Raw genomic sequence first — 17255 nt, forward strand, 5'->3', positions numbered from 1 at the left:
GAGGTGCGGAACGTAAGCCGCAAACCACGGTCTAGCGCTGGTTGGGCGCAACCCAGGGGCGTGCGCAAGTGCATCGCGTAATTGCCTGATGCATGAACTAAGGCAGGGTTTAAATGTCTTCGGCCGCACGCAGTTGAGGGGTGGCCGGGAAGTCGAAAATGAGTTGCGGCGAAGACAATCAACTCGCCTGTACGCTGATGTTGTTTGCTACCGCTGCAGGCATCACGATTGCGTTTGATGACAAAATCGGCACAGGCCTGCGCAACTGTTTCTTCGTTGTACAAAGAGCGGTAAGGTAGAGGTCTAAATCCAAGACCCGCGAGGAAACGCGATGAGCGAGGCGCTTTCGATCCACCACGACCAGGCCGGTCACCAGTTCGAAATCAATATCGACGGCCACCGTGCGTACCTCACCTATATGGACCTGGGCAAACAGACCCTGGACATCTACCGCACCTTCGTACCCAATGCCTTGCGCGGCCGGGGCATCGCTGCGGCACTCACCGAGCAGGCTCTGGACTACGCCGAGAGCCATGGCTACACGGTGATCCCGTCGTGCTCCTATGTCGAGCGCTACATGGAACGCCACCAGCGCCGTGCGGCCAAGCTGTAGAAAGCCAGGCTGCATCTGCATGCCGCAAGGCCGGGTCAGTGGAAGCTATTGACCCGGCCCTTGGCTTCAGCGGCTCCGCTTGGGCAACACATCCTTGAGTTTGGCGTGCATGCTGCGCAGTGTCTTTTCAGTGCTGGCCCAGTCGATGCACGCATCGGTGACCGATACGCCGTACTGCAGGTCGCCCAAGTCCTTGGGAATCGACTGACTGCCCCAATTCAAATGGCTTTCCACCATCAGGCCGATGATCGACTGGTTGCCTTCCAGGATCTGATTGGCCACGTTCTCCATCACCAGCGGTTGCAGTGCCGGGTCCTTGTTGGAGTTGGCGTGGCTGCAGTCGACCATGATGTTGGCCTTGATGCCTGCTTTTTCCAGCGCCTGCTCGCACACCGCCACGCTGACCGAGTCGTAGTTGGGCTTGCCGTTGCCGCCGCGCAGCACCACGTGGCCGTAGGCATTGCCCTTGGTGGTGACGATGGATACGCCACCTTCCTGGTTGATGCCCAGAAACCGATGCGCACTGGACACCGACTGCAACGCGTTGATGGCCACGGTCAGGCCGCCGTCGGTACCGTTCTTGAAGCCCACGGCCGAGGACAGGCCCGAAGCCATTTCACGGTGGGTTTGCGATTCGGTGGTGCGCGCGCCGATGGCCGACCAACTGATCAGGTCCTGCAGGTACTGCGGCGAAATCGGGTCCAACGCCTCGGTCGCGGTAGGCAGGCCCATTTCGGCCAGATCCAGCAGCAGTTTCCGACCGATGTGCAGACCGTCCTGGATCTTGAACGAGTCGTCCAGGTACGGATCGTTGATCAGGCCTTTCCAGCCAACCGTGGTGCGCGGCTTTTCGAAGTACACGCGCATGACCAGGTACAGGGTGTCCGAGACTTCGGCGGCCAGCGCCTTGAGCCGGCGCGCATATTCGTGCGCTGCATCGATGTCGTGGATCGAGCACGGGCCGATGACCACGAACAGGCGATGGTCACGCCCATCGAGAATATCGCGCACCACTTCACGGCCAGCGGCCACGGTGGTGTGCGCGGCGGCACTGAGCGGGATTTCCCGCTTCAGCTGCGCAGGGGTGATGAGGGTTTCGTTGGAAGCGACGTTAAGGTCGTCGATCGGTAGGTCAGCCATCGTGTTACTCGTCAGGTCACGGGTGCCGGCCGCCAGCGAACCCCGCACGGCGAGGCACAGCATGATTATGAGCGGCGGGGGAGTCGAACCTTAGCGCGTTAGAGCGCATGCAGACAACGGATTTGTGCCATTGCCATGCGCCGACGACCGGTGCACGGCGGACGGCACTGCTACGCTCAAGTATGCCTGTCGCATTGGCTACTTCGGAGGTCGCATGATCCGCTCCATGCTGTACGCCACTGACCTGGGGGTATATGCCCCGTTCGTCATGCAGCACGCCGTAGCCCTGGCGCGCAGTTTCAACGCGCAGCTGTATGTCATCCATGCCGTGGAGCCGATGGGCCTGATCGCCGAATCGGTGCTGCAAAGTTACCTGGACGAGTCCACGCTCGACCGCCTGCACAATCAAGGGCTCAATACCGTCATGGCCGGGATCGAGGAGAAGGTCCTGCAGAGCCTGCGCAGCGACCTGGGTGACGACGAGCCAGGCCTGGCCTTGATCCGCGCCGTGCGCGTGAGGCAAGGGGATCCAGCCGAGGTCATCCTCGATCAGGCCCAGCGACTGGCGGTGGACTTGCTGGTATTCGGCAGTCACAGCCACGGTGCCACTGTTGACGTTCCCCTGGGACGCACTGCGGCCCGCGTGCTGCAGCTGTCCCCGGTGCCGGTCTACATGGTGCCGCTGACCGAGCACCGCAGCCGACCCAGAGGATGAGTCTGGGTTGGTTATTTTTCCTACAAATTTAATAAAAAGTTCTAGATTTATTGTTACAACCTTTAATATAGTTATAACCCGTCGCCGATGACTGGCGGTTTTTCCTGTGTGAGGGATTCATATGAAGCTTCAGCAACTGCGCTACATCTGGGAGGTAGCGCATCATGACCTCAACGTCTCCGCCACGGCGCAAAGCCTGTATACCTCGCAGCCAGGTATCAGCAAGCAGATCCGCCTGCTGGAAGACGAATTGGGTGTTGAAGTCTTCGCACGCAGTGGCAAACACCTGACCCGCGTCACCCCGGCTGGTGAACGCATCATCACCACCGCCGGCGAGATCCTGCGCAAGGTGGAAAGCATCAAGCAGATCGCCCAGGAGTTCTCCAACGAGAAGAAGGGCACGCTCTCCATCGCCACCACCCACACCCAGGCCCGTTATGCATTGCCGACGGTGATCAGCAGCTTCATCAAGCAGTACCCGGATGTGGCCCTGCACATGCATCAGGGCTCGCCGATGCAGATTGCCGAAATGGCCGCCGACGGTACCGTCGACTTCGCCATTGCCACCGAAGGGCTGGACTCGTTCGGCGACCTGATCATGATGCCGTGCTACCGCTGGAACCGCTGCATTGCGGTGCCCCAGGGGCATCCGCTGACCAAGGTGCCGAAGCTGACGCTCGAGGCGCTGGCCGAGTACCCGATCGTCACCTACGTGTTCGGTTTCACCGGTCGCTCCAAGCTCGACGAAGCGTTCTCGCGGCGTGGCCTGGCGCCAAAGGTAGTGTTCACCGCCGCCGATGCCGACGTCATCAAGACCTATGTTCGACTGGGCCTGGGTGTGGGCATCGTGGCCAAGATGGCGGTCGATACCAAGCTCGACAACGACCTGGTGGTACTCGACGCCGATCACCTGTTCGAATCCAGCGTGACCCGCATCGGCTTCCGCCGTGGCACCTTTCTGCGCGGCTTCATGTGCGACTTCATCGAGAAGTTCGCGCCGCACCTCACCCGCGAGGTCATGGCCAAGGCCATCCAGTGCCACAACAAGCAGGAACTGGAAGCCTTGTTCGAAGGTGTCGACTTGCCCGAGCATTGATTGCGTCGCCGCTCCCAGGCATGCCATGCCCGAGCGGCGTCGCGTGGCTCAGATCTTGGCGATCAGATTGCCCGCGTGCAGCCCGCATTCCTTTTGCGTGGCTTCCTCCCACCACCAGCGCCCCTCGCGCTCGTGCTGGTTGGGCAGCACCGGTCGCGTGCAGGGCTCGCAGCCGATACTGATGAAGCCGCGCTCGTGCAGGCTATTGAAGGGCAGCTCGAGCATGCGGATGTAGCCCCACACCTCTTCGCTGCTCATCTGCGCCAAGGGGTTGAACTTGTACAGCGTGCGCTCGGCCGTCGAAAACGCGCCGTCCACTTCCACCGCCGCTACCTGGCTACGGGTGCCTGGGCTCTGATCGCGCCGCTGGCCGGTGGCCCAGGCGCTGACGGTGGACAGCTTGCGCCGCAGCGGCTCGATCTTGCGGATACCACAGCACTCGCCATGACCATCGCGATAAAAGCTGAACAGTCCCTTTTGCTTGACGAAGGGGTCCAGCAGCGCGTTGTCCGGCGAGACCAGTTCAATGGTGATCTGGTAGTGATCGCGGACCTGCTCGATGAAGCGATAGGTTTCCGGGTGCAGGCGGCCGGTGTCCAGGCTGAACACCTTGACGTTCTTGTTCAGTTTCCAGGCCATGTCCACCAGCACCACGTCTTCGGCACCACTGAAGGAAATCCAGAGGTCGTCGCCGAAGTGGGCGAAGGCGAGCTTGAGAATGTCCTGCGGGGACTTGTTCGCGTAGGTCGTCGCCATGTCGGCGACATCGAAGGGTTGGCTCATCAGGCGGCTTCCTGGTCAAAGTGGCGCTTGGCGCTCTATGTGGCGCAATGGTAACAAAAAAACACCGGGCGACATGACCCGGTTCAGAGCCCCGCGAGGGTATCCAGCAGCACGCTCACCTTGAAGATCGACTCTTCGTATTCGGCCTGCCACTGCGAGTCGGCCACGATCGCGCCACCGCCCCAGCAGCAGACCTGGCCGTCCTTGACCAGCAAGGTACGGATGGCGATGGAGCTGTCCATTTCTCCGCGCACATCCAGGTACAGCAACGAACCACAGTAGATGGCGCGTTGGGTTGGCTCTACTTCGTCGATGATCTGCATGGCGCGGATCTTCGGCGCGCCGGTGATCGAGCCACCGGGAAAGCTGCCGGCGATCAGGTCCAGACAGTCCTTGTCCGCGGCCAACTCACCGGTCACGGCGCTGACCAAGTGATGAACGTTCGGATAGCTCTCCAGGGCGAACAGCTGCGGCACCCGCACCGAGCCGATCCGGCAGCTTCGGCCCAGGTCATTGCGCAGCAGGTCGACGATCATCAGGTTCTCCGAGCGGTCCTTGGCACTGGCCAGCAGCTCGCGACCCTGGCGCGCGTCTTCTTCGCGGTCGAGGCTGCGCGGGCGGGTGCCCTTGATCGGCCGGGTTTCGACATGACCAGCCGTGACCTTGATGAAACGCTCTGGCGAAAAGCTCAACAAGGCTGCGCCGCCAGCCAACTGCAGGTAGCCGGAAAACGGCGTAGAGCATGCAGCGCGCACGGCCTGATAAGCGGCCCACGGGTCGCCTGCGCAGGCGGCACGAAAACGCTGGGTCAGATTGACCTGATAGCAGTCTCCGGCCTGGATGTAGGCCTGCACCTTTTCGAATGCCCGCCGGTACTGCTCCGCGGTTCGGTCCGGTGTCATCGAAGAGTGCAGCCGGAAGGCCGGCGCTTCGAGCGCGGTCGGTTGGGCGAACAGGTCGATCAAGCGTTGCCGTTCGCGTGCATCCAGCGCGGGATGGAACATCAATTCGCTGGTCTGCCGGCGATGGTCGCTGATCAGCGCCCAGGCGTAGAGGCCCAGGCTAGCGTGCGGCAGGTCGAGGTCGTCGTGGTTGGGCGCTGGCAGGGTCTCCAGCCTGCGGCCGAAATCGTAGCTCAGGTAGCCGATCAGCCCTCCGGCGAAGGGCAACTCGCAGCCGTCGGGCAATTGCGCCTGGCCCAGTCCGGCAAGCGCGACACGGGCCCGTTGCAGGTACTGCTGGCCGGACTCACCGGCGTGGACGCCGAAGGTCTGCAACGGCCAGGCGCTGATCAGGTCGAAGCGGCCGCGCTGGGCGATCGGCTGCGCGCTGTCGAGCAGCACCGCGCCAGGCGCGTGGCGAACCGCAGCGAAATAGGGCGCCGGGTCGGCCAGGTAGGGCAGGGCGTGAAGCGAGCAGGTTGGCATGATAGGTCGGTGGCCAGTAGCGGGGCTGGGATTGTAATGCAGCCGGGCGCCGCGTGTGCGGGTGGCGTGGCGTCCGCGCTCAGGTCACTGCTGCGGGCACATGACCGAACAGTGCCTGGACGAAGCGCGTGCGCTCTTCGACGGTTTCCACGATGCCTTCGGCCGCCAGCGCTTCCAGGTGTTTTTCCACGGCCTGGGTGCGCAGGGTCAGGCCGCAGTCGTTGGCAATCTGGATGTTCAGCCCGGGGCGGGCGTTGAGCTCCAGGATCAGCGGGCCTTTCTCCTGGTCCAGGACCATGTCGACGCCGATGTAGCCCAGCCCGCACAATTCGAAGCAGCCGGCGGCCAGGCGCATGAAGCCGTCCCAGTTGGGCAACTGCACACCGTCCACGGCGTTGGTGGTGTCGGGGTGCTTGCTGATGATGTTGTTCAGCCAGGTGCCGCGCAAGGTCACGCCCGTGGCCAGGTCGACGCCGACGCCGATGGCGCCCTGGTGCAGGTTGGCCTTGCCGCCCGACTGCCGGGTCGGCAAGCGCAGCATGGCCATTACTGGGTAGCCCATCAGCACGATGATGCGGATGTCCGGTACGCCTTCGTAGCTGATGCTCTTGAAGATCTGGTCGGGGATCACCCGGTATTCGATCAGCGCGCGGTCACGGTGCCCGCCCAGCGAATAGAGGCCGGTGAGGATGCTGGAAATCTGGTGCTCGATGTCTTCGCGGCTGATGATCTTGCCCGACACGGTGCGAAAGCGCTCCTCGAAGCGGTCGGCGACCACCAGGATGCCGTCACCGCCAGCGCCCTGGGCCGGCTTGACCACGAAGTCACTGCGCCCGCCGATGATCTCGTCGAGGCGATCGATCTGTTTTTCCGTGGAGATCACCCCGAACATCTCGGGCACATGGATACCCGCCGCGATGGCGCGTTCCTTGGTGATGATCTTGTCATCGACGATGGGGTACAGGCTGCGCCGGTTGTACTTGAGCACATAGTCGGCGTTACGCCGGTTGATGCCCATGATGCCGCGGGCCTCCAGCGCTTTCCAGGTTTTCCACAGGCCGAACATCAGGAGTCGGCCTGCTTGAGAAAGGCCTTGAAACGCACCAGTTCGGTCAGCCGGTAGCCGCGGTAGCGGCCCATGGCGAGCATGAAGCCCACCAGGATCAGCAGGATCGCCGGGAAGGTGAACACGAAGTACACCAGCTCCGGCACGCTCATCAGGATATGCGCCAGGGAGGCGGCGAACAGCGTGCCCACCGCGACCTTCAAGGCATGCCCGCTGCCGCGCTCTTCCCAGGTGATCGACAAACGCTCGATGGTCATGGTCAGGATCACCATCGGGAACAGCGCCACCGACAACCCGCGCTCCAGGCCCAGCTTGTGGCTGAACAGGCTGATCGCGGCAATCAGCACCACGACGAAAGTGAGCACCACGGACAGCCTGGGCAGCATCTGCAGCTTCAGGTGTTCCAGGTAGGAGCGCAGCGACAGCCCCAGCGCGGTGATCACCGTGAACAGGATGATGCCGAAGCCCAGCTGGGTTTCGCGGAATGCCAGGGCGATCAGCACCGGAGTGAAGGTGCCCAGGGTCTGGATGCCGATCAGGTTGCGCAGGATCAGAATCACCAGCACGCCGATCGGGATCATCACCATGATCATGAAGGTCTGCTGGGTCTGCAGCGGCAGGCCGTACAGGCTGTACTCGAGGAAGTCGGCGTCGGTGTTCTCGTCGGTCAGCTTGGCCAGGCGAATGGCGTTCATCTCGCTGTTGTTCATGGTGAAGGTGACGGTTGCCTTGCGGCCACCCTCGACGCTCACCAGGTTTTCGTCACCCGTCCACCACAGCAGGCGATCCTCGGGCAGGCCCTGCTCGCCGGTATCGGGGTTGAAGTACAGCCAGTCGTTGCCGTTGAAGCTGCGCAGCCACAGTTCCGGTGTCTGCGCCTGGTCGGCGAGCAGGCGCACGGTGTGGACCTTTTCCATCGGCACGTGGGCGATGGACAGCAGCAGGTCGATGATGCGTGCCTTGTGCAAGGTCGAGGTGTCGCCGGCCAGCAGCAGCTTGACGTTGTCGTCGGCCAGATTGTTGACCCGCTTGATGGTTTCGCCGACGAAAGTCTCGACATCGGCTGAATGCTGGCGGATGGGCGCCAGCAATGCTTCGGCGGCGATCTTTTCCGGGCCTTCCACGGCCAGGCTGTCGCGGAAGATCGGCCCCTTGACCTTGATTTTTTCGCCGCTGTAGCGCTTGGTCAGCACCAGGCGGTAGTACAGCGTCTGGTTGCCCGAAGCGCGCCGGGCCGACCAGGTCACCTTGCGGTTGCCGTCCAGACGATTGACGCTGACCCCGTAGTTGTTGGAGATGAAGCTTTCGTTGAGGCTCACATAGTCACGACTCAGTGGCGGCACGAACATCTGCACCTTCACCGGGTCCTTGGCGCTGGCGACGAATTCGACCTTGGCGTCGATGTTCCACAGATCGTCGGTTTCGTCTTCGGTCACCGGGATGCCGAGTACGAGGATCTGATAGGCGGTGATGGCGATGCCCAGCCCCACCAGCGCGGTGATCAGGATCTTCAAGTGCAGGGTTAGAGCGCGCATTGAAATTACTCTGCGATGGTGGCGACAGTGGCGCAGGCGGGTTTGCCGGCAGCGTGTTTGCGGCTGGGGTCGACCAGCGCATCGAAGCGGGTGAGCGCGTCGGAGCCGATCAGCAGCGGGTAGTCGAATGCGGTGCGGTCGGTGAGGTTGACTTCGATGCGGCGCTGGGTATGGCCCATGCACACGTCGAGTTCGATCACCGGCCGCTGGGTGTGGGTCTTGCGTTCGCGGGCACTGCATTCACAATCGTCGGCGCGTCGCTTGATGGAGCTCACGCGCACCAGCGGCCGCTCGATGGGGTGGGAATGGGCATTGTCGATCGCCAGGTAGAAGCGCACCCAGGGTTGGCCATTGCGCTTGAAACGCTTGATGTCACGGGCACTGAGCGAGGCGGTCAATGCGCCCGTATCGAGTTTGGCGGCGACCCGCAGGTCGATGTCGGTCAACTGCGCGTACTCGTTCAAGCCGTAGGTGGTCTTTTCGGCAGCCAGGCCCAGGCCCGGAATGAACGGAATGAATAAAAGGCTGAACAGGCGGGAGAGGGGTTTGAGAGTCATGAATTGAAATTATGAATACCGAATCGGGCACCGCAAAAACGTTTCGCGGGTAACAGGAAGAGAGCACTGCATTCTAGCACGGTGCTTTCGTGCCGCCAGCGCAGGCACGGTCGGGCGAGGCCTTGGAGTGCGAATCGACCGTGAAGTTCGAGGGTCGACCGCTCGGCAGGGGTGGGCGTCACGGGTGCAGGTGCCTATTTGAAGCGCCGTTCGACGCCTTTCTCGACAAGGATCTTGGCGGAGATTTCTTCCACCGAAAAATGGGTCGAGTCGATGTTCGGAATGTTCTCGCGGCGAAACAGACCTTCCACCTCGCGCACCTCGAACTCGCACTGGGCGAAGCTGGCGTAACGACTGTTGGGCTTGCGTTCGTGGCGGATCGCGGTGAGTCGATCGGGGTCGATGGTCAGGCCGAACAGCTTGTGCTGGTGGGCCCTGAGCGCAGGTGGCAACTGCAGGCGCTCCATGTCGTCTTCGGTCAGCGGGTAGTTGGCGGCGCGGATGCCGAATTGCATGGCCATGTACAGGCAGGTCGGGGTCTTGCCGCAGCGCGACACGCCCACCAGGATCAGGTCGGCCTTGTCGTAGTAGTGGGTTCTGGCGCCGTCGTCGTTGTCCAGCGCGAAGTTGACCGCTTCGATGCGTTCCATGTAGTTGGCATTGTGCGCAATGGAGTGGGACTTGCCCACCGAGTACGAGGAATGTGCGCTGAGCTCCATTTCCAGCGGGGCGAGGAAGGTCGAGAAGATGTCGATCATGAAGCCGTTGGAGGTGGCGAGGATCTCGCGGATGTCCTGATTGACGATGGTGTCGAAGATGATCGGTCGCACACCGTCCTTTTCGGCGCAGTTATTGATTTGCTGTACCATGGCCCGAGCCTTGTCCACGCTGTCGATATAGGGCCGCGTGAACTTGCTGAAGGTAATGTTTTCGAACTGCGCCAGTAGACTTTGCCCCAGCGTTTCGGCGGTAATGCCGGTACCGTCGGAGATGAAGAATGCAGATCGTTTCATTGTGCGCCCCGGCCCTTAGGCAACTGACGATTCTTGGATATGATAGGCCCGATTGACGGCCAGCATTGCCAGGCATTCTCGTTCATTTCCGAGGCTGCGGCCACAGCCCCCCGCGTGCGACGATTCGCGCCGGGCATCCCGAGCTTTTCCAACCCAGTCAGTGGAGAGATCACCTTGGTAGAGTACGTAGTTTCCCTCGATAAGCTTGGCAACAATGATGTGGAACACGTGGGGGGCAAGAATGCGTCCCTGGGCGAGATGATCAGCAATCTGGCTGGTGCCGGCGTGTCGGTGCCTAGCGGCTTTGCCACCACCGCCCAGGCCTATCGCGACTTCCTCGACCTGAGCGGGCTCAACGAGCAGATCCACGCGGCCCTCGATGCGCTCGACGTGGACGACGTCAATGCCCTGGCTCGCACCGGCGCGCAGATCCGCCAGTGGGTCATGGAGGCCGAGTTCCCCGAGCGTCTCAACGAAGAGATCCGCATCGCCTTCGCCGAGCTGTCCAAGGGCAACCCGGACATCGCCGTTGCCGTGCGTTCCTCGGCCACCGCCGAGGACCTGCCCGATGCCTCCTTTGCCGGCCAGCAGGAAACCTTCCTCAATATCCGCGGTGTCGAGAACGTCATTCGCGCGGCCAAGGAAGTCTTTGCCTCGCTGTTCAACGACCGCGCCATCGCCTACCGCGTGCACCAGGGCTTCGACCACAAGCTGGTTGCCCTGTCGGCCGGCGTGCAGCGCATGGTGCGTTCGGAAACCGGCACTGCCGGGGTGATGTTCACTTTGGACACCGAGTCCGGGTTCCGTGACGTGGTGTTCATCACCGGCGCCTACGGCCTGGGCGAAACCGTGGTGCAAGGCGCGGTGAACCCCGACGAATTCTATGTGCACAAGCACACCCTGGAGGCCGGTCGTCCGGCGATCCTGCGGCGCAACCTGGGCAGCAAGGCGATCAAGATGGTCTACGGCGACGAAGCGCGCGCCGGACGCTCGGTCAAGGTGGTGGACGTCGACAAGGCCGAACGTGCGCGTTTCTGCCTGACCGATGCGCAGGTCAGCGAGCTGGCCAAGCAGGCGATGATCATCGAGAAGCACTACGGCCGGCCGATGGACATCGAGTGGGCCCAGGACGGCGACGACGGCCAGCTGTACATCGTCCAGGCGCGCCCGGAGACAGTGAAGAGCCGCTCCAGCGCCAACGTGATGGAACGCTACCTGCTCAAGGAAAAGGGCACCGTGCTGGTCGAGGGCCGCGCCATCGGCCAGCGCATCGGCGCCGGCAAGGTCCGCATCATTCACGACGTCTCCGAGATGGACAAGGTCCAGGCCGGTGACGTGCTGGTTTCGGACATGACCGACCCGGACTGGGAACCGGTGATGAAACGCGCCAGTGCCATCGTCACCAATCGCGGCGGGCGAACCTGCCACGCCGCGATCATCGCCCGCGAGCTGGGCATTCCGGCAGTGGTGGGCTGCGGCAACGCCACGCAACTGCTCCAGGACGGCCAGGGCGTGACGGTGTCCTGCGCCGAGGGCGACACCGGCTACATCTTCGAGGGCGAACTGGGCTTCGACATCAAGCAGAATTCGGTCGACGCCATGCCCGAGCTGCCATTCAAGATCATGATGAACGTCGGCAACCCGGATCGCGCCTTCGATTTCGCTCAATTGCCCAATGCCGGTGTCGGCCTGGCGCGCCTGGAGTTCATCATCAACCGGATGATCGGCGTGCACCCCAAGGCGCTGCTCAACTACGACACCCTGACCCCGGAAATCAAGGACAGCGTCGACAAGCGTGTGGCCGGCTACAGCGACCCGGTGAATTTCTATGTCGACAAGCTGGTCGAGGGCATCAGCACCCTGGCTGCGGCCTTCTGGCCGAAGAAAGTCATCGTCCGGCTGTCCGACTTCAAGTCCAACGAATACGCCAACCTGATCGGCGGCAAGCTCTACGAGCCGGAAGAAGAGAACCCGATGCTGGGCTTCCGCGGGGCGTCGCGCTACATCAGCGAGTCGTTCCGCGACTGCTTCGAGCTCGAATGCCGGGCGATGAGGCGGGTGCGCAACGAAATGGGCCTGACCAACGTCGAGATCATGGTGCCGTTCGTGCGCACCCTGGGCGAAGCGTCGCAGGTGATCGACCTGCTCGCCGAGAATGGCCTGGCCCGCGGCGACAACGGTCTGCGCATCATCATGATGTGCGAGCTGCCGTCCAACGCCATCCTGGCCGACGAGTTCCTGGAGTTCTTCGACGGCTTCTCGATCGGTTCCAACGACCTCACCCAGCTCACCCTCGGCCTGGACCGCGACTCGGGGATCATCGCCCACCTGTTCGACGAGCGTAACCCGGCGGTCAAGAAGCTGCTGGCCAATGCCATCCAGGCCTGCAACAAGGCCGGCAAGTACATCGGCATCTGCGGCCAGGGCCCGTCCGATCACCCTGACCTGGCCAAATGGCTGATGGAGCAGGGCATCGAAAGCGTGTCGCTGAACCCGGACTCGGTCCTGGAAACCTGGTTCTTCCTGGCCGAAAAGGAAAGTGCCGTTTAAGCCGTACCACCCCAGACCGGTGTGTCCCTTCCAGCACCCCGGTCTCCTGTACCACCCCAGACCGATGTGTTCTCTCGAACACCCCAGTCCCCTGTATCACCCCAGACCGGTGTGTCCTTTCAAACACCCCGGTCCCCTGTAGCAGCGGCGCAAGCCGCGTCGCCCTTGATCCTGCCCTTCACGCACAGATCAATACTGACGCGGCTGGCGCCCCGGTTACAGCCCCATTCATTCAGACGCAAGTGCCTTATGCAAAGCAGCAGTACCCTCTTTCCCGTCGCGCTGCTCAGTGCCGAGCGTCGCGGCGACCTCAGCGAAGACATCTACCGCATCAAGGCCGCCAACAGCCCCGACCCCAGTGTCGAGCTGGCGTTGACGCGCCTGGGCCTGGCCGATCAACCTGGTGCTCGCGGGGTGCCGGTGATCCTTCTGCATGGCAGCTTTTCCAACCGGCGCTTCTGGTACTCGCCCAAGGGCATAGGCTTGGGGCCTTGGCTGGCACGTCGCGGGTTCGACGTATGGATAGCCGAAATGCGCGGCCACGGACTGTCGCCGCGCAACCAGCACTACGCGAGCAATACCGTGGCCGACTACGCCCGCTACGATCTTCCGGTCATCGGTGCATTCGTCGCCGAGGTCAGTGCTCAGACGCCGCATTGGATCGGGCATTCGCTCGGCGGCATCACCCTGGCCGCCGCCTTGGGTGGCGGCTATCTGCAAGGCGATCTGGCAGCGTCTGCGGCCCTGTTCGGTGCCCAGGTCAGTCGACGTCACTGGCAGTTGCGGATTCCTCCGCTGAACTGGGCTGCGCGCCGCCTGCTCAAGCGCTATCCACACATTTCCGGGGCCCGCCTCAAACGCGGCCCGGAAGACGAGCCGGTGGGCGTTGGCCTGGAGTGGATGCGCTGGAAAGGCCTGTTCGGCCGTTTCGGCGATGCCGAGCGGGACTGGTGGCAGGGGCTGGGCGAAGTGAAACTGCCCATCCTCGCCGTTGCGGCGGTCGGTGACCTGCAGGATCCAAGCTGGGACTGCCGCCAGCTGTTCGAGCAATTTGCCGGGAGCCACAACCAGTTCGTCAACCTGGGCCGCGCCCAGGGCTTCGGCGACGACTTCGACCACGTGCGCATGCTGGTCAGCGCGCAAGCCCAGGCCGAGGTCTGGCCGCTGGTCGGGACCTGGCTGAGCGACCCCTACCGGCCGCTGCTGCCCGGCGCGACACCGTTGGCGACGACCTGAGCATGGTCTAGGCTGTGAGGGCCGCGCCGCGTCCGGTGCAGGCTACTGGCTCTTGCAGCCGCCATTCGCCCCAGGAGCAATGCCATGCATTATCTGACCCCCGACCTGTGTGATGCCTACCCCGACGTCGAGGTGCTCGAGCCGATGTTCAGCAATTTCGGTGGCCGCGACTCTTTCGGCGGCCAGATCGTCACCATCAAGACCTTCGAAGACAACTCGCGAGTACGCGAGCAGGTGGCTCTGGATGGCACCGGCAAGGTGCTGGTGGTCGACGGTGGAGGCTCGCTGCGCAAGGCGCTGCTGGGCGACATGCTTGCCCAGAAAGCCGCGGAGAACGGTTGGGAAGGCCTGGTCATCTATGGGTGCGTGCGTGACGTCGACATGCTCGCGCAAACCGATGTCGGTGTGCAGGCCCTGGCCAGTCATCCGATGCCGACCGTCAAGCGGGGTTTGGGTGATCTCGATGTGAAGGTCAGCTTCGCCGGTGTCACATTCGTTCCCGGCCACTATCTGTATGCCGACAACAACGGCATCATCGTCTCGCCAGAGGCGTTGAGCATGCCCGAATGACAATTTTCCATCAGTAACGGGGACACGATGTACGAGGAAGAAAATGCGCAATGGGGGCTGGTGCATGCCCTGTTGCTGGACGGCAAGGGAGGTGCGCGGTCGGTTGCCCGGACCGATATCGACGGGCTGCAGCTGCAACCTCACCAGAGCCTGTGGCTGCACTGGGATCGCAGCCATCCCCAGACCCGTGACTGGTTGCGCCGCAATAGTGGCCTGAGCGAATTCAGCTGCGACCTGCTGCTGGAGGAAAACACCCGCCCGCGCCTGGTCCCGTTGCCCGACGATGAACTGCTGCTGTTCCTGCGTGGGGTCAATCTCAATCCAGGAGCCGAGCCCGAGGACATGGTCTCGGTGCGGATCTTCGCCCAGGCCCAGCGCATCATTTCCCTGCGACTGCGGCCACTGCGCGCGACCGACGACCTGCTCGAACAGTTCGCCGCCTGCAAGGGCCCGAAAACCGCTTCGGAGTTGATTCTGTACCTGGCTCAGCACTTGACCGAAAAGGTCCAGGCACTGGTCGAAGACCTCTCCGACATCGTCGATATGGAGGAAGACAAACTCGACGCCGACGAACGGTACACGCCCGAGCACGGCAGCATTTTGCAGCTGCGCCGAAGGGCGGCCGGACTACGGCGCTTCCTCGCGCCGCAACGCGATATCTTTGGCCAGTTGGCGCGCAACAAGGTGCCCTGGTTCGTCGACGACGACGCCGACTACTGGAACGAACTCAACAACAGCCTGACCCGTTATCTGGAAGAGCTGGAACTGGCGCGCGAGCGCGTGGGGCTGGTGCTCGAGGCCGAAGACCGGCGTCAGAGCGAGCGCATGAATCGCACCATGTATCGCTTCGGCATCATCACCGGGATCTTTCTGCCGATGAGCTTTCTGACCGGTCTACTGGGCATCAACGTCGGCGGCATTCCCGGTTCCGACAGCCCCTATGGTTTCACCATTGCCTGCGCATTGATGGTGGCCGTAGCGTTGGGCCAATGGTTGTTGTTTCGACGCTTGCGCTGGGTCTGACACGGAATTTACCCTGTGCTCGCCGAGACCTTTGTGACTCACCGCCGCAGGGTCTCGTCTTTGAATGAAATTCGCGAGGTATGCATGCCTGATCCGTTCGAAGAATCCCTGCGAGACATGCTCAACGCTCACGCGCCGGGTCGCGACGACCGCGCCGCGCTGGGGCGAGTGCTCAAGACTGCCAATCGCCAGGTCGGCGCGGGCGATCTCTTCAGCCTGATAGGGCGCTGGGGTCAGGCATTCATGATCGCGGTGAACAGTGGTTCGGCGAATATCGCGCCGGTGTCTCGTCGTACGGATTCCGCCGCTGCGGATAAGGCTGATTGATCAATGGAACTGGACCCCTGGACTCAAAGCCTGGTGGCGGCGATGACCGCCCTGTGGACCAAGGTCGCCAATTTCATCCCCAACCTGTTCGGGGCGTTGGTGGTGGTACTGCTGGGCTTCCTGGTCGCCAAGCTGCTCGACACATTGTTGTCCAAGCTGCTGGCCAAGTTCGGGCTCGACCGCCTGATGGCGGGGACCGGCCTGACCAAACTGCTGGGCCGTGGCGGCCTCAGGGTGCCGATCTCGACCCTTATCGGCAAGATCGTCTATTGGTTCGTGCTGCTGATTTTCCTGGTGTCGGCCGCCGAGTCGCTGGGGCTGCAGCGAGTTTCGGCGACCCTGGACATGCTGGCGCTGTACCTGCCCAAGGTGTTCGGTGCAGCCTTGGTGTTGCTGGTCGGTGTACTGCTGGCGCAACTGGTCAATGGCGTGGTACGCGGCGCTGCCGAAGGGGTAGGGCTCGATTACGCAGGTGGCCTGGGACGTGTGGCGCAGTGGTTGGTGATCATCATCAGCATTTCGGTGGCCATCAGCCAGCTGGAGGTCAAGACCGACCTGCTGAACCACGTGATCGTCATCGCCTTGATTACCGTTGGTCTGGCCGCAGCACTGGCCATGGGGTTGGGCAGCCGTGAAATCGCCAGTCAGATACTGGCCGGGATCTACGTGCGGGAACTGTTTCAAGTGGGCCAGCAGGTGCAGGTTGGAGGGGTCGAAGGGCAGATCGAGGAAATCGGCACCGTCAAGACGACAGTGATGACCGACGACGGCGAGCTGGTTTCGATGTCCAACCGCGAGCTGCTGGAACAGCGGGTGAGTAGCCGATAGGTCAACGTTTTGCTAATGTATGCCGCCGCAAAAAGGCTGAGCGATCATGCCTTGGCGGACAATGACCTGACCTTCGGGGACCTGACCTTCGGGCCGACCTGTTTTGAATAAAGTACATACGCTGCCCGTGCGCTACGACCCCCGCGAGCTCTCTGACGAGGAGTTGGTGGCGCGTTCGCACGAGGAGCTGTTCCATGTCACGCGGGCCTATGAAGAGCTGATGCGTCGCTACCAGCGAACCCTCTTCAACGTCTGTGCAAGATATTTAGGGAACGATCGTGACGCTGACGATGTCTGTCAGGAAGTGATGTTGAAGGTGCTGTACGGGCTAAAGAATTTCGAGGGTAAGTCGAAATTCAAGACGTGGCTTTACAGCATCACCTATAACGAATGCATCACGCAGTACCGGAAGGAAAGGCGCAAGCGCCGCTTGATGGATGCCCTGAGTCTCGATCCGCTCGAGGAGGCATCCGAAGAGAAGGCGCCCAAGTCGGAGGAGCGCGGTGGTCTCGACCGATGGCTGGTGTTCGTGAACCCGATAGACCGGGAGATTCTTGTGCTGCGATTCGTCGCGGAGCTGGAATTCCAGGAAATCGCCGACATCATGCACATGGGCTTGAGCGCCACCAAAATGCGGTACAAGCGGGCCTTAGATAAGCTCCGCGATAAATTTGCAGACCTGTCCGAAACTTAGTTCGGCGCAAAGGTCTCTAACCTACCGGCAAGGTCTGCTAGACTTGCCGTCAAGCTGCCCCGGATGAGGGGCGCTTAACAAT

The 17255-nt window shown here is 62.3% G+C and carries 17 protein-coding genes; 10 read left to right on the top strand and 7 right to left on the bottom strand.

From position 1 onward, the window contains the following. Positions 1 to 331 precede the first annotated feature (331 nt). Entirely contained in the window at positions 332 to 613 is a 282-nt protein-coding gene (locus IFT44_RS13470) for a GNAT family N-acetyltransferase (RefSeq protein ID WP_122476082.1), read from the top strand. 66 nt (positions 614 to 679) lie between these two features. On the opposite strand, the gene IFT44_RS13475 is transcribed toward IFT44_RS13470, so the two are convergent. Continuing rightward, positions 680 to 1753, bottom strand: a complete 1074-nt coding sequence (locus tag IFT44_RS13475; RefSeq protein ID WP_122476765.1) for a 3-deoxy-7-phosphoheptulonate synthase — start codon at positions 1751 to 1753, stop codon at positions 680 to 682. A gap of 214 nt (positions 1754 to 1967) precedes the next feature. Here IFT44_RS13475 and IFT44_RS13480 point away from each other — a divergent pair, with 214 nt between their 5' ends. Both IFT44_RS13480 and cysB read left to right on the top strand, forming a co-directional pair. Beyond that, positions 1968 to 2468 (top strand): universal stress protein, encoded by a 501-nt coding sequence (locus IFT44_RS13480; protein ID WP_122476081.1) that lies wholly within the window; start codon positions 1968 to 1970, stop codon positions 2466 to 2468. 121 nt (positions 2469 to 2589) lie between these two features. Continuing rightward, positions 2590 to 3564, top strand: coding sequence for an HTH-type transcriptional regulator CysB (gene cysB / locus IFT44_RS13485; protein WP_192137964.1), 975 nt, complete (start codon positions 2590 to 2592; stop codon positions 3562 to 3564). A gap of 48 nt (positions 3565 to 3612) precedes the next feature. Here the strand turns inward: cysB and IFT44_RS13490 are convergent, their stop codons facing one another. The 6 genes from IFT44_RS13490 to ppsR all read right to left on the bottom strand — a co-directional run bounded on the left by IFT44_RS13490 (position 3613) and on the right by ppsR (position 9945). Further along, positions 3613 to 4347: a phosphoadenylyl-sulfate reductase gene (locus IFT44_RS13490; protein ID WP_192176042.1), complete on the bottom strand. Its 735-nt coding sequence runs from the start codon at positions 4345 to 4347 to the stop codon at positions 3613 to 3615. Positions 4348 to 4430: 83 nt separating this feature from the next. Beyond that, positions 4431 to 5774, bottom strand: a complete 1344-nt coding sequence (gene pabB / locus IFT44_RS13495) for an aminodeoxychorismate synthase component I (RefSeq protein ID WP_192176043.1) — start codon at positions 5772 to 5774, stop codon at positions 4431 to 4433. Positions 5775 to 5853: 79 nt separating this feature from the next. After that, positions 5854 to 6840, bottom strand: a complete 987-nt coding sequence (locus IFT44_RS13500; RefSeq protein WP_192058114.1) for an alpha-L-glutamate ligase-like protein — start codon at positions 6838 to 6840, stop codon at positions 5854 to 5856. Next, positions 6840 to 8375: an osmotic stress tolerance membrane protein RloB gene (gene rloB / locus IFT44_RS13505; RefSeq protein ID WP_122476074.1), complete on the bottom strand. Its 1536-nt coding sequence runs from the start codon at positions 8373 to 8375 to the stop codon at positions 6840 to 6842. Before rloB ends, IFT44_RS13500 begins: the two co-directional genes overlap by 1 nt. 5 nt (positions 8376 to 8380) lie before the next feature. Then, entirely contained in the window at positions 8381 to 8932 is a 552-nt protein-coding gene (gene rloA / locus IFT44_RS13510) for a retropepsin-like aspartic peptidase RloA (protein ID WP_122476073.1), read from the bottom strand. Between the two features lie 194 nt (positions 8933 to 9126). Further along, the gene (ppsR, locus tag IFT44_RS13515) at positions 9127 to 9945 is read right to left on the bottom strand and encodes a posphoenolpyruvate synthetase regulatory kinase/phosphorylase PpsR (protein ID WP_122476071.1); all 819 of its coding nucleotides are present in this window, start codon (positions 9943 to 9945) and stop codon (positions 9127 to 9129) included. Between the two features lie 174 nt (positions 9946 to 10119). Here ppsR and ppsA point away from each other — a divergent pair, with 174 nt between their 5' ends. The 7 genes from ppsA to sigX all read left to right on the top strand — a co-directional run bounded on the left by ppsA (position 10120) and on the right by sigX (position 17173). Further along, a complete protein-coding gene (gene ppsA, locus IFT44_RS13520; protein WP_192176104.1) occupies positions 10120 to 12495 on the top strand; it encodes a phosphoenolpyruvate synthase in 2376 nt (791 codons plus the stop codon). Positions 12496 to 12744: 249 nt separating this feature from the next. Continuing rightward, positions 12745 to 13731: an alpha/beta fold hydrolase gene (locus IFT44_RS13525; protein ID WP_122476068.1), complete on the top strand. Its 987-nt coding sequence runs from the start codon at positions 12745 to 12747 to the stop codon at positions 13729 to 13731. Between the two features lie 84 nt (positions 13732 to 13815). Then, positions 13816 to 14301, top strand: a complete 486-nt coding sequence (rraA, locus tag IFT44_RS13530) for a ribonuclease E activity regulator RraA (RefSeq protein ID WP_122476067.1) — start codon at positions 13816 to 13818, stop codon at positions 14299 to 14301. 27 nt (positions 14302 to 14328) lie between these two features. Next, a complete protein-coding gene (locus IFT44_RS13535) occupies positions 14329 to 15324 on the top strand; it encodes a zinc transporter ZntB (protein ID WP_122476065.1) in 996 nt (331 codons plus the stop codon). Positions 15325 to 15408: 84 nt separating this feature from the next. Further along, on the top strand, positions 15409 to 15651 hold the full coding sequence (locus IFT44_RS13540) for a CrfX protein (RefSeq protein WP_122476063.1): 243 nt from the start codon (positions 15409 to 15411) through the stop codon (positions 15649 to 15651). 3 nt (positions 15652 to 15654) lie between these two features. After that, positions 15655 to 16479, top strand: a complete 825-nt coding sequence (locus IFT44_RS13545) for a mechanosensitive ion channel family protein (RefSeq protein ID WP_185794460.1) — start codon at positions 15655 to 15657, stop codon at positions 16477 to 16479. Positions 16480 to 16582: 103 nt separating this feature from the next. Further along, positions 16583 to 17173, top strand: coding sequence for an RNA polymerase sigma factor SigX (gene sigX / locus IFT44_RS13550; RefSeq protein WP_122476059.1), 591 nt, complete (start codon positions 16583 to 16585; stop codon positions 17171 to 17173). Positions 17174 to 17255 lie beyond the last annotated feature (82 nt).

This window comes from Pseudomonas sp. CFBP 13710, assembly GCF_014842235.1.
Taxonomy (GTDB): Bacteria; Pseudomonadota; Gammaproteobacteria; order Pseudomonadales; family Pseudomonadaceae; genus Aquipseudomonas; species Aquipseudomonas baltica.